The sequence below is a fragment of the Pseudomonas lundensis genome (assembly GCF_001042985.1).
In the GTDB taxonomy this organism is placed as follows: Bacteria; Pseudomonadota; Gammaproteobacteria; order Pseudomonadales; family Pseudomonadaceae; genus Aquipseudomonas; species Aquipseudomonas lundensis.
On the sequence record NZ_JYKY01000004.1, the window covers coordinates 70508 to 83740 of the forward strand.

At 61.8% G+C, this 13233-nt stretch carries 10 protein-coding genes; 6 read left to right on the plus strand and 4 right to left on the minus strand.

The window, feature by feature from the left end:
• Positions 1-47: 47 nt before the first annotated feature.
• The 4 genes from ruvX to gshB form a co-directional block, all read right to left on the minus strand.
• Positions 48-488 carry a Holliday junction resolvase RuvX gene (gene ruvX / locus TU74_RS04650; RefSeq protein WP_047278341.1) on the minus strand — a complete coding sequence of 147 codons (441 nt, stop codon included), beginning with the start codon at positions 486-488 and terminating at the stop codon, positions 48-50.
• On the minus strand, positions 488-1060 hold the full coding sequence (locus TU74_RS04655) for a YqgE/AlgH family protein (RefSeq protein ID WP_047296094.1): 573 nt from the start codon (positions 1058-1060) through the stop codon (positions 488-490). The genes ruvX and TU74_RS04655 overlap by 1 nt, the downstream gene beginning before the upstream one ends.
• Positions 1061-1162: 102 nt before the next feature.
• The gene (locus tag TU74_RS04660; protein WP_047296092.1) at positions 1163-2062 is read right to left on the minus strand and encodes an energy transducer TonB; all 900 of its coding nucleotides are present in this window, start codon (positions 2060-2062) and stop codon (positions 1163-1165) included.
• Between the two features lie 76 nt (positions 2063-2138).
• A complete protein-coding gene (gene gshB / locus TU74_RS04665) occupies positions 2139-3092 on the minus strand; it encodes a glutathione synthase (protein WP_047296090.1) in 954 nt (317 codons plus the stop codon).
• A 269-nt stretch (positions 3093-3361) separates the two neighbouring features.
• On the opposite strand from gshB, the gene pilG reads away from it, so the two are divergent.
• The 6 genes from pilG to TU74_RS04695 are packed head-to-tail and all read left to right on the plus strand — an operon-like array spanning position 3362 to position 13226.
• On the plus strand, positions 3362-3769 hold the full coding sequence (gene pilG, locus TU74_RS04670) for a twitching motility response regulator PilG (RefSeq protein WP_048375337.1): 408 nt from the start codon (positions 3362-3364) through the stop codon (positions 3767-3769).
• 42 nt (positions 3770-3811) lie between these two features.
• Complete coding sequence (pilH, locus tag TU74_RS04675; protein WP_047278330.1) at positions 3812-4189, plus strand: twitching motility response regulator PilH; 378 nt, start codon at positions 3812-3814, stop codon at positions 4187-4189.
• Between the two features lie 10 nt (positions 4190-4199).
• Positions 4200-4739: a chemotaxis protein CheW gene (locus TU74_RS04680; RefSeq protein WP_048375339.1), complete on the plus strand. Its 540-nt coding sequence runs from the start codon at positions 4200-4202 to the stop codon at positions 4737-4739.
• 53 nt (positions 4740-4792) lie between these two features.
• Positions 4793-6850: a methyl-accepting chemotaxis protein gene (locus TU74_RS04685; protein WP_048375341.1), complete on the plus strand. Its 2058-nt coding sequence runs from the start codon at positions 4793-4795 to the stop codon at positions 6848-6850.
• 27 nt (positions 6851-6877) lie between these two features.
• Positions 6878-12784 carry an Hpt domain-containing protein gene (locus tag TU74_RS04690; protein ID WP_048375343.1) on the plus strand — a complete coding sequence of 1969 codons (5907 nt, stop codon included), beginning with the start codon at positions 6878-6880 and terminating at the stop codon, positions 12782-12784.
• Positions 12777-13226: a chemotaxis protein CheW gene (locus TU74_RS04695; RefSeq protein WP_047278324.1), complete on the plus strand. Its 450-nt coding sequence runs from the start codon at positions 12777-12779 to the stop codon at positions 13224-13226. The genes TU74_RS04690 and TU74_RS04695 overlap by 8 nt, the downstream gene beginning before the upstream one ends.
• Positions 13227-13233 lie beyond the last annotated feature (7 nt).

Genomic DNA, 13233 nt, shown 5'->3' on the forward strand with positions numbered 1-13233 from the left:
TGCGACGGGCGCAAACAATGAGGTGCGTCAAACAATTAAACGCAATGTCAGGCTTGAGGTTCAGCCGGGTGCTCGTCGAGCCAGCCTTGCAGCACCAGTTTGGCGGCGATGGCATCGACGGGGTTGTCGCGGTAACTGCCCCGTTGGCCCCCTTGGGCCTTGCGTTCGCCCTTGGCCTCAAAGGTGGTCAGGCGTTCGTCGTGGGTAAAAACGGGGAGATTGAAGCGGCCATTCAACCGATTGGCAAATTTTTGCGCGCGAGCACAGAACTCGCTGGGGGTGCCGTCCATATTCAACGGCATGCCGACCACCATGGCATCGGGCTGCCATTCTTTGATCAGTTTCTCGATTTCTTCCCACTTCGGGATGCCGTTCTCGGCTTTCAAATTGCACAGCTCGCGAGCTTGCCCGGTAATCATCTGGCCGACGGCGACGCCGATGGAGCGGGTGCCGTAATCAAAACCCAGCAGTAAACGTAGGTGGGCCATCAGGCGTGACCTGCTTGAGTGCTTAACAAATTGAGGTTAACTCCGAGGTGTTTGGCGGCCGCGTCAAGGCGCAGCTCGCTCGAGGTGTTGAACAAAATGTGGGCAGAGTACGGGCACGTGAGCCAAGCGTTGTCAGCCAGTTCGGCTTCGAGTTGACCGGCTTCCCACCCGGCATAGCCCAGGCAAATCAGGCTGCGTCGCGGGCCATTGCCGTCGGCGATGCTGCCCAGCGCATCCAGTGACGTGCTCAGCGCCAAGCCGTCTTGCAGCTCAACCGTGGCATCGAAACTCATGCTGGCGGGGTGCAGGACAAAACCGCGGTCGGTCATCACCGGGCCGCCTGCATAAATCGGCACGTGCTCGCACAGTTCGGGCACGGAGCGCTCGGGGCGCAACTGCTCAAGAATATCTTTGAGGTTGAGGTCCAGCGGCCGATTGATGGTCAGGCCCATCGCCCCATTGGCCGTGTGCTCGACGATGTACGTCAAGGAATGAGCAAAATTCGGGTCAGCCATGTGTGGCATGGCGATCAGGAACTGATGCTTGAGGTAGGTCGGTGCGCGGTTTTTCATGAGCCTTAGTGTGGCGCTGACAAGTGAAACTGACAAGTTGGCTGATGGCGCGCCTTGACACCTGCATGGGCTACGCGGCGCGAGCGCTCATTTACCCCGGCATTAATTACTGGACAGCCGGTCGCCCTGGGCGAATTTCCAGGTGCGGATGATTTCGAGGCGGTCGATGTCGGCCAGGTCACCGGTGAACGGCGCGAACGGCGCGGCCAGGCGTACGATGCGCTGCGCTGCCTGATCCAGCAACGGCTGGCCGGAAGACTCGAGCACCAGTACTTCATGCAGCGAACCGTCGCGATTGATCGAGACCAGCAGCCGCAGCTTGCCGTAGATTTTTTCGCGGCGTGCCTGTTCGGGGTAGTTGAGGTTGCCGATGCGCTCGATCTTTTTGCGCCAGTCCTCTTTGTACCAGGCGCCTTTGTCGCGCATGGTCGAGGCCGCACTCATGCGGTAGATCTTGGGCCTTTTGGCATACAACTGTTGCTCGTTGGCCAGCTCGGCTTCGAGGCTGGAGATCTCGCTCGACAGTTGGGAGCTGTCAAACGACGCAATGCTGGCCTTGGGCGCGGCCTCGGTGATGACCTTCTGCGGCTCGCGCGTGGCTTTTTTGGGCTTAGGCGCCACGGTGGTAACGGCGGCTTTGGGAGCAGCCTGCTTTTGTTCGGGCCGGGCGGCAGGGGGCGGCGTGACCTTTTTGACTTCGTTGGCCTGAAACGGCGCCACTTCTGTGGTTTTGGGCACGGCTTTCTTGTCCAGTGTGCCGCTGCCTTGCTGATTGTCCTGCGCCAGAAAGTCCGCCTGCTTCGGTGCCTTCTCGCTCTTGAACGTGGACAGGGTGATTTCGAGGGTTTTGCTGATCTGTTTGGGCTCGCTCATGCTGAACCCGACGCCCAGGATCACCGCCAGGTGAATCAGTGCCGCGACAAACAGCGTAAACCCCAGACGATCAGCCGCGCGCACGCCGCCGTGCGTGAGTTCAGAGGGCAGGTCGCTGGGAAGTGTCATGGCAAAAGACCAACATCGCGGGTTTCACAGGCTGCGCATGATAACGCAATGTTGGTCTGTGTCTGGCGGATAGAAATCAGCGAGCGGCCAGTTTGCGCTCAATGGCGTCCATCAGCAGTGCGCCGATGTGGGTGCCGAACGCGTTATCGATCTCGCGGATGCAGGTCGGGCTGGTGACGTTGATTTCGGTCAGGTGCTCACCGATTACGTCCAGTCCTACGAACAACAAGCCTTTTTCACGCAGGGTCGGGCCGACCTGTTCAGCGATCCAGCGATCCTTGTCACTCAACGGGCGGGCTTCGCCGCGACCACCGGCGGCCAGGTTGCCGCGTGTTTCGCCCTGCGCCGGAATGCGCGCCAGGCAATAGGGAACAGGCTCGCCGTCGATCATCAGGATGCGCTTGTCGCCGTCTTTGATCCCCGGCAAGTAGCCTTGCGCCATGATTTGCTGAGTGCCGTTGGCGGTGAGGGTTTCGAGGATCACCGACAGGTTCGGGTCTCCCACGCGATGACGGAAAATCGACGTACCGCCCATGCCGTCCAGCGGCTTGAGGATCACATCACCGTGCAGCGCTGCAAATTCGCGCAGGACATCGGCGCGACGGCTGACGACCGTCGGCGGCGTGCATTGGGTGAATTGCGTGGCGAACAGTTTTTCGTTGCAGTCGCGCAGGCTCTGCGGCTTGTTGACGATCAATACGCCGTCACGCTCGGCCTGTTCGAGCAAGTAGGTGGAATACACGAATTCCATGTCGAACGGCGGGTCCTTGCGCATCAGGATCACGTCGAGATCGCTCAGGGCCGTGTCGGTTTCGGCTTCAAGCTCAAACCATTTTTCCGGGTTGGCGAACACCTTGAGCGGCTTCATGCGCGCCCGCGCCTTGCCTTCATTGAGGTACAGGTCTTGCTGTTCCATATAGAACAGCGTCCAGCCGCGCGCCTGCGCAGCCAGCAACATGGCCAGCGAGCTGTCCTTCTTGTAGGAGATGCTCGCAATGGGGTCCATGACAATCCCGACTCGAACGCTCATGGCAAATTCCTCAACAGTAGTGAGCTAAGCCAATCGCTGTAAAAGCGATCAGCAGGCAATTAAAAGTAGCGCCAGAGTGGCGCCGTGTGGTGTCTCGGTCAAGGAAAAACCGTCTGCGCCAGCAGGCGGCGGGACGTTCGATAGATTGCATGTAGAGACTGTGCTAAAAAGGCTCGCACAGCACCTGCAGCCCTTGTCTACCAAGGACTTGGGCTTCGGGATCGCAACGTTGTAACAAAACGGGTCGCCGTGGCGATGGTAGAGCACATATGGACAAGCATTCCAGCGCCTTGAAGGTGATGGTGATTGACGATTCGAAAACCATTCGCCGCACCGCTGAAACGTTGCTCAAAAACGTTGGCTGCGAGGTGATCACCGCCGTTGACGGCTTCGATGCATTGGCCAGAATAGTCGACCATCATCCGCACATCATTTTTGTCGACATCATGATGCCGCGCCTTGATGGCTACCAGACCTGCGCACTGATCAAAAACCACCGTTCCTTCAAGTCCACGCCGGTGATCATGCTGTCCTCCAAAGACGGCCTGTTCGACAAGGCAAAAGGGCGTATCGTCGGGTCTGATCAATTTTTGACCAAACCCTTCAGTCGGGACGAGTTGCTCAATGCAATCAAGGCGCACGTGCCCGGTTTCACGGTTGTGCAAAACGCTCACTGATGCTCGGTCAACAGGCCGATCACCTTATAAATGGGGAACACCATGGCTCGCATTCTGATCGTCGATGACTCGCCGACTGAAATGTACAAATTGACCGGCATGCTCGAAAAGCACGGCCATCAAGTGTTGCAGGCGGGCAACGGCGCAGATGGCGTCGCACTGGCGCGCAAGGAAAAACCCGATCTGGTCCTGATGGACATCGTGATGCCGGGCCTCAACGGGTTCCAGGCCACGCGTCAATTGACCAAAGACCCGGAAACCCAAGGGATCCCGGTCATTGTGGTGACCACCAAGGATCAAGAGACCGACATGGTCTGGGCCGCTCGACAGGGGGCAAAAGCGTATTTGACCAAACCGGTCGAAGAGGATGCGCTGACCGAGGGAATCAATAAATTTCTGCCAGCCTCCACGCACAAGTGATGGCCGCACCATGCCCGATTCTCTGACCGCGTTTGAGCTGCTGCTCGACATTGACCAGCGCTGTCGCTCGCTGGCGGCGGGGCCTGTAGCCGAGCCCGCCGCGGCGCACACCTGGAGCGGTATTGGATTTCGCATCGGCGAGCAGTGTTTTGTGGCGCCAATGGGGGAAATCGCCGAGATCCTGCATGAGCCGCGTTTCACCTTGCTACCGGGCGTCAAACCCTGGGTCAGAGGCGTCGCCAACCTGCGTGGGCAACTGCTGCCGATCATGGACTTGTGCGGCTTTTTCGGCGTCGAGTTATCCCCGTTGCGCAAACAGCGCCGGGTGTTGGTGCTGGAGTACGAAGACATCTTCGTCGGCCTGCAAGTCGATGAAGTGCTGGGCATGCAGCATTTTGCCCAAACGGATCTGGACACCCACCCACCCGTTTCCCCCGGCTTACCTTTCGCGCCTTATGTACAAGGGCGCTTCGCTGCCGCCCGTGACTGGTGGGTATTCAGCCCGTTTGCCTTGGCGCAAGCGCTCGAGTTCCGGGCGGTCGCGGTGTGAGCAGTGAGCACGTGGAACCTCAAGCATCCATACAGCATGTCAGGGCCTGATCGATGACCGCAGCCAACAACGCTAAACCAATGGAAGGGTCGCGCAGCCGTTCGCAGATCATCGTGCTGTTTATCGCCCTGATCGTGTTCATCATGCTGTTGTTCGCCAATTTTGCTTACCTCAACACCCAGTCCAACTACGACAAGCAATACATCAGCCACGCGGGCGAGCTGCGCGTGCTGTCCCAGCGCATTGCCAAAAACGCCACTGAAGCCGCTGCCGGTAAAGCCGCGGCGTTCCGCCTGCTGAGCGATGCGCGTAACGACTTCAGCCAGCGCTGGGGTTACCTGAAAAAAGGCGACCCGGCCACCGGCCTGCCTGCCGCGCCACCCGCCGTGCACAAAGAAATGCAGGCCGTTCAGCGCGACTGGGAACAGTTGCTAAGCAACACCAACGCCATTTTGGCCAGTGAACAAACCGTGCTCTCGCTGCACCAAGTGGCGGCAACGCTGGCCGAAACCGTGCCGCAGTTGCAGGTCGAATACGAAAAAGTGGTCGAGATCCTGTTGCAGCGCGGAGCGCCGGCCAGCCAGGTGGCGGTGGCACAACGCCAATCATTGCTGGCCGAGCGGATTCTGGGCGCCGTCAACACGGTACTGGCCGGGGACGAAACCGCCGCTCAGGCAGCCGATGCTTTCGGGCGTGACGCCAACCGTTTCGGCCAAGTGCTGAACGGCATGCTCGAAGGCAACGCGGGCATGCGTATTTCGCAGGTCGAAGACAAAGACGCCCGCGCCCGCTTGCAAGAAATCTCGGAGCTGTTCCAGTTTGTATCGGGTTCGGTGGATGAAATCCTCGAAACCTCGCCGCAGTTGTTTCAAGTGCGCGAAGCCGCGAGCAATATCTTCAGCCTGTCGCAGACCTTGCTCGACGAAGCCTCAATGCTGGCCAACGGGTTCGAGAATCTTGCCAGCGGCCGCTCGCTGGACATCATCGGCGGCTACGTATTGGGCTTGCTGGCGCTGGCGTCGATCATCCTGATCGGTATGGTGATGGTGCGCGAAACCAATCGCCAACTGCGCGAAACCGCCGAGAAGAACGACCGCAACCAAAACGCAATCATGCGTTTGCTGGATGAAATTGCCGACCTGGCCGACGGCGACCTGACCGTCACCGCCTCCGTGACCGAAGATTTCACAGGCACCATTGCCGACTCGATCAACTACTCGGTCGACCAGCTTCGCGATCTGGTGGCCACCATCAACCTCACCGCCGGGCAAGTGGCGGCGGCGGTGCAAGACACCCAGGCCACCGCGATGCAACTGGCCGAAGCCTCCGAGCATCAGGCCCGGCAGATTGCCGAAGCCTCGGGCGCCATTGAGCAAATGGCCCACTCCATCGATGAAGTGTCGGCCAACGCGTCAGAGTCCTCGGCGGTGGCCGAGCGCTCGGTGGCGATTGCCAACAAAGGCAACGAAGTGGTGCACAACACCATTCACGGCATGGACAACATCCGTGACCAGATTCAGGACACGGCCAAGCGCATCAAGCGTCTGGGCGAGTCGTCTCAAGAGATTGGCGACATTGTCAGCTTGATTGACGACATTGCCGACCAGACCAATATTTTGGCCCTCAACGCGGCGATTCAGGCGTCCATGGCTGGGGATGCCGGGCGCGGCTTTGCCGTGGTCGCTGACGAAGTCCAGCGCTTGGCCGAGCGTTCATCGGCCGCCACGCGGCAAATCGAAACCCTGGTGCGGGCGATTCAGGCCGACACTAACGAAGCGGTGATCTCCATGGAGCAAACCACCACCGAAGTGGTGCGCGGGGCGCGTCTGGCGCAGGACGCCGGGGTGGCGCTCGAAGAGATCGAAGGCGTGTCGCAAAACCTCGCCGCCCTGATCCAAAGCATTTCCAATGCCGCCCAGCAGCAAACCACCTCGGCGGGCCAGATTTCCTTGACCATGAACGTGATCCAGCAAATCACCAGCCAGACCTCGTCCGGCTCGACCGCCACCGCCGACAGCATTGGCAACCTGGCCAAGATGGCCAGCCAACTGCGGCGTTCGGTGTCCGGTTTTACCTTGCCCGACACCCCTGAACCGCGTGAGCCTCAGTAGTGCGGCGCAATATTGACGGGAGTCGTTATGGTTGACCGGCACGACTACGTAGCCCTTGAGTGGGTCAAAGACGAAATCGGTGAGACCCTCAAACTGGCCCGCGCAGCGCTGGATGGCTATGCGTTGCAGCCTTCGCCCCAGGCGCTGGCGCAGTGCCTGGCGTGCGTGCATCAAGTGCATGGCAGCTTGTTGATGGTCGAGTTCTACGGCGCTGCGTTGCTGGCCGAAGAGATGGAACAGTTGGTGATGGCCCTGCAACACGGGCGCGTCAGCCAGCTCGACGAGGCCGTGCGGGTCTTGCAACAGGCCTTCAGCCAATTGCCGCTTTATCTGGACCGCGTGCACAGCGCCCGGCGCGACTGGCCGTTGGTGGTGCTGCCTTTGATCAACGACCTGCGCACCGCCCGGGGCCAACCCCTGCTTGCGCAAACCAGCCTGTTCAGCCCGCCCTTGCAGGTGCTGGCGCCGCTGGCGCAACTGCCGGTGCAGGACGTGTCCGAGCGGGTGCCTGCCCTGCGTCAACACCTGCAAAGTGCGTTGCTGGGGCTGCTGCGTGAAGACGACGTGCCGGGTCAGTTGGCGCAACTGGCCGAGGTCTTTGCGCAACTGGAAACCCTGTGCCGGGGCGCGCCCCTCAATGCGCTGTGGACAATCGCCTCGGCGTTGGTCGAAGGCATGCTCAAGGGCAAAGTCGCCAACAGCCCGGCGCTGCGCAGCCTGCTCAGAGAAACCGACAAACCGCTGCAACGGCTTCAGGCCCAAGGCATCGAAGCGGTCAATCAGCCCGCTTCCGACAGGCTCGTCACCAGCCTGTTGTTTTACATCGCCAAGGCTGAGCGCCCTACGCCGAAAATGCTCAGCCTCAAGGCCCTGTACGAACTGGACGAAGCCATGCCCGATGCGGCCATGGTCGACGCCGAGCGCGCGCGCCTGGCCGGGCCGGACCGCGATGCCATGCGCTCCGTCGTGGCCGCGCTGTGTGAGGAACTGGTGCGGGTCAAGGAGCGCCTCGACCTGTTTGTGCGCAGCGACCGCACCCACGTGTCGGAGCTCAGCAGCCTGTTGGCGCCGCTGCGGCAGATAGCCGACACGCTGGCTGTTTTAGGCTTTGGCCAGCCGCGCAAGGTCATCATTGACCAACTGGCCGTGGTGCAGAGCCTGGCTCAGGGCCAGCGCGAGCCAACGGACCCGGTGTTAATGGACGTTGCCGCCGCGCTGCTGTACGTCGAGGCCACGCTGGCCGGGATGGTCGGCAGCGTCGAACCTTCGCAACGCGAAGAAAGCCGCCTGCCCACCACCGACCTGATGCAAATCCACCAGTTGGTGATCAAGGAAGCGCGGCTGGTGTTCGACGAAGCCAAAGACTTGATCAACGACTACCTGGCCGCCGATTACGACCGCGAGGCGTTGCAGGCGGTGCCGGGTTTGCTCACGCAAATTCGCGGGGCACTGGCGATGATCCCGCTCAACCGCGCTGCCAGCTTGCTGCAAGCCTGTGACGACTACTTGTGCGAGCACCTGTTGCTGGGCCGCGAGCGGCCCGATGCGCGGCACATCGACCACTTTGCCGACGCACTGGTGAGCATCGAATACTATTTGGAGCGTCTGGCCCTGGACCCCGGTGCGGCAGGCGAGGCCGTACTGGACCGTGCCGAAAACAGCCTGATCGCGCTCGGGTATGCCCCGGCCGAACGCAATGTCCCGCTGCTCGATGACATCCTCAGCCCGACCGAAGTGCTGGTGATGGAAGACCTGCAAGAGTTGCAAGACCCGCAGGTGGTGCAAAGCCTGGCCGACGTGTTGGCCAGCCCGGTGTCGGCACTCAACCCGCCCGCGCAGCACATCCCCGGCAGCCTGTTGCCGCCCCCGGTGGACGAGGTGCCGGTGGACGAAGAACTGCTCGAAGTCTTCCTCGAAGAAACCGATGAAGTGCTGATGGCGCTGCACGAAGCCCTGCCGCAATGGGTGGCCAACCCGGCGGACAGCAACGCGCTGAGTGAGCTGCGACGCGGCTTTCACACCTTGAAAGGCAGCGGGCGCATGGTGCGCGCCCTGGTGCTGGGTGAACTGGCGTGGGCGGTCGAAAACCTGCTCAACCGGGTGATCGAACGCAGCGTGGCGCCGGGGCCGGCGATTCATCAGTTGCTCGAAGACACGCTGGTGATCCTGCCCGAGTTGATTCAGGCGTTTGCCGAGCGAGACCAGCGTCAGCGTGACGACGTCGACGCACTGGCCGCGCGGGCGCATCAGTTGTCCCAGGGCGATCCTTTGCCGCTGTTGATCGAGCAGGACAGCCCGTCCTTTGACCCGCAATTACTGGAGATCTTCCGGCAGGAAGCGCAGACCCACCTCGACACGTTGAACCGCTTCCTCGATCAGGCCAGCGCGCACATGCCGCTGCATGCCAGTGATGACCTGCAACGTGCCGTGCACACGCTCAAAGGCAGCGCACACATGGCGGGTGTGTTGCCCATGGCCGAACTGGCGGCGCCACTGGACCATCTGGTGCGTGAGTACAAAGCCCATCACGTGGCGCTGGATCTGGACGAAATCGAGCTGCTGCTCGAAGCCGACGGCCTGTTGCACCGCGGCTTGAAGCAACTGGACGTTGATCCGCTGGCCGACATCCAGGGCGCGCGCTCCCTGATTGAGCGCACGGAATGCCTGATTGCCGACCGGCTGGATGCGTTGCTCAACGCAACCGGCAGCGCGTTGGTGCCCAAGCGCGACCCGCAGCGCATCACGGCGTTTCTGGAACAGGGCATGGACACCCTGTTTGACGCCGAAGACCTGCTGCGTCACTGGCGTCAGCACCCCCATGAGCGCGAGGGGCTCGATACGCTGCTGGACCTGTTGACCGCCTTTGGCGAGGCCGCGCACGCGCTCGACCTGCCACCGGTCGACGCGCTGTGCGAAGCCCTGCTGGACCTGTATGGGGCGGTTGAAGAAAGCAGTCTGGCCGTTAGCGATCGTTTTTTCGACGTGGCTGATGACGCCCACGAAGCGCTGATTAACATGCTCGACCAATTGGCCGCAGGTCAGGAAATCACCCCGCAGCCGACCCTCATCCACACCTTGAACCAATTACTGCACCAAGGGTTGGCGCCCGACGCCACGGGGTTGATCCGCCGCGAAGGCGGCCAGACCCTGGACATCACCGAGCTGGGGGCTGCCACTGCACAACTCGATGAGATCGCAGGTGAGGACGACGATGACGGGCTGGACGACGAAATAGTCGCCATTTTCCTCGAAGAAGCGGTCGACATTCTGGAGAGCGCGGGCCAGGCCTTGCAGCGCTGGTTGAGCGAGCCCGACAGCCTCGCGCCCCTGTCATCGTTGCAGCGTGATTTGCACACCCTCAAGGGCGGGGCACGCATGGCGGGCGTCGTCCCGGTGGGCGATTTGGCCCATGAGCTGGAACACTTGTACGAGGGCCTGCTGGACCGTCGTGCCAACGAGAGCCCGGCGCTGGCGCAGTTGCTGGTTCGCAGCCACCAGCACCTGGCCCTCATGCTTGAACACCTGCAACAGCAGCAACCGCTGCGCGAGCCCTTTGAACTGATTGAGGCCATTCGCGACTATCGTCATCCCGGCCCGCCGGTTGCGGGGCAGCCCGCCGCTGAGGCGGACCCAACCAGCGGCGCCGATCCCGAGTTGCTGGAAATCTTCCTCGAAGAAGCCTTCGACATCCTCGAAAGCTCGGGCGCCGCGTTGGCGCGCTGGCAAGCCGAACCGCAAAACACCCTTGAAGTCGAAAACCTGCTGCGCGATCTGCACACCCTCAAAGGCGGCGCGCGCATGGTGGAAATTACCGCCATTGGCGACTTCGCCCACGAACTGGAAACCCTGCTGGAGGACGTGTCGGCGGGTGTGGTCACGGCGGATGCCGAGCTGTTTGCCTTGTTGCAGGGTTGTCATGACCGCACCGCGCAAATGCTCGATGCCCTGCGCAGCGGGCAGCCGTTGCAGTCGCCGCAGGACTTGATTGCGCGAATTCGCAGCACCGAACGCTCAGACCCGCAAGCGCCCCAGCCCCCCGCGCCGAGCAAGGCCGAAGCCAGTGCCACGGCGGTGACCGAAGGCGAGCGCACCGGGCTGGACACCGTCAAGGTGCCGGCCGAGTTGCTGGAAGACATGGTCAACCTGTCGGGCGAAACCTCGATGATTCGCGGCCGTATCGAGCAACAGATCAACGATGGCCACGTCGCGCTCAATGAGATGCAAACCACGCTGGAGCGCATGCGCGACCAGCTGCGCCGTCTCGACATCGAAACCCAGGGCCGTTTGCACAACCGTCCGCACAGTGAAGCGGAGGGGCTGGCCTACGACGAGTTCGACCCGCTGGAAATGGACCGGCATTCGCAGTTGCAACAACTGTCGCGTGCGCTGTTCGAGTCCGCGTCCGACCTGTTCGACCTCAAGGCCACGCTCGCCGCGCGCAATCAGGACGCACACAACCTGTTGCAAAAACAGGCGCGGGTGAACACCCAGTTACAAGAGGGCCTGATGGGCACCCGCATGGTGCCGTTCGAGCGCGTCTTGCCGCGCCTCAAGCGGGTGGTGCGCCAGGTGGCCAGCGAGTTGGGCAAACAGGTCGAATTCTGCGTCATCAACGCCGAAGCCGAGATTGACCGCAACGTGCTGGAGCGCATGGTGGCGCCGTTGGAGCACATGCTGCGCAACGCCGTCGACCACGGTCTGGAGCCCGCCGAGGTGCGCCATGCCAGCGGCAAGCCCGAGCAAGGGATGATTACGCTTGAGCTGTCCAACGAAGGCGGCGACGTGGTGTTTGATATCCGCGACGACGGCGCCGGTGTCCCGCTTGAAGCCGTGCGCCGCAAAGCGATCCATCGCGGCCTGCTGGACCCGCTGAACAGCGTCAGCGACCGCGACGTGTTGCAGTTCATCTTGCAACCGGGCTTCTCCACGGCCGAGAAAATCACCCAGATTTCCGGGCGCGGCGTGGGCATGGACGTGGTCCACGAAGAAGTGCGTCAGTTGGGGGGCAGCATGACCCTCGACTCGGTGGCAGGGCAGGGCGTGCACTTTCAGATTCGCCTGCCGTTCAGTGTGTCCCTCAACCGGGCCTTGATGGTGCAGTGCGCCGATGAGCAATACGCCATCGCGCTCAACACCGTTGAAGGCATCGTGCGGGTCATGCCCAGCGAGCTTGAAAGCTATTACCAACTCAACCCGCCGCTGTATCACTACGGCGGCCAGACCTACGAACTGCGGTATCTGGGCGAGTTGTTACAGACCGTGGTCAAACCCAAGCTGGCGGGCGAAACCCATTCATTGCCGGTGCTGCTGGTGCATTGCCAGGACATGCGCGTGGCCCTGCAAGTCGATGCCCTGGCGGGCTCGCGCGAGATCGTGGTCAAGAGCCTCGGCCCGCAATTCGCTGCCGTGCAGGGGTTGTCGGGTGCGACGATTCTGGGGGATGGCCGTGTGGTACTGATCCTGGATTTGCTGGCCTACATCCGCGCGCATCAGGTGCGTCAGCCGTTGCTGCGCGCCCAGCACGAAGCAGGCGGCGGACTCGAATTCATCCCCGCCGTGCGCCCGCCGCTGGTGCTGGTGGTCGACGATTCGGTGACCGTGCGCAAAGTCACCAGCCGCCTGCTGGAGCGCAACGGCATGAACGTCATCACCGCCAAAGACGGGGTCGACGCCATGAGCGTGCTCGAAGAACACACCCCGGACCTGATGCTGCTGGACATCGAAATGCCGCGCATGGACGGCTTCGAAGTGGCCACGCATGTGCGTAACGACCCGCGCCTCAAAGACATGCCGATCATCATGATTACCTCGCGTACCGGGCAGAAACACCAGAACCGCGCCATGGCCATTGGCGTCAACGACTACCTGGGCAAACCCTACCAAGAGTCGGTATTGCTGGAACGCATCGCCTACTGGAGCACCTTCCATGCTTGATCACCGTGTAGGCAGTCTGACGTGCCTGCTCTTGCCGCTGGCCGATCGCGACCTGTTACTGCCCAACGTCGCGATCGCAGAACTGATCGACTACCAGCGTGGCGAACCCAGTAGTGACTCGCCGCCGTGGCACTTGCGCCAGATCATCTGGCGCGACCATCCCTTGCCGCTCATCAGCTTCGAAGCGGCCTGCGGCAGCCCGCTGCTGATTGGCGACCGCGCGCGCATCGTCATCCTCAACACCCTGGGCGGCAACCCGGCGCTCAAGTACATCGCCATGGTGGTCCAAGGCATCCCGCGTTCCTACAAACTCGACAGCCAACTGAGCTTTGTCGACGTGCCCCTCTGCCCGCTGGAACGGGCTGCCGTGCAAGTGGGCGAGCATGTGGCCAAGATCCCGGATTTGTGGGCGTTGGAGCGGTTGGTGTTGGGGGCGCAGTAGCCCGGCC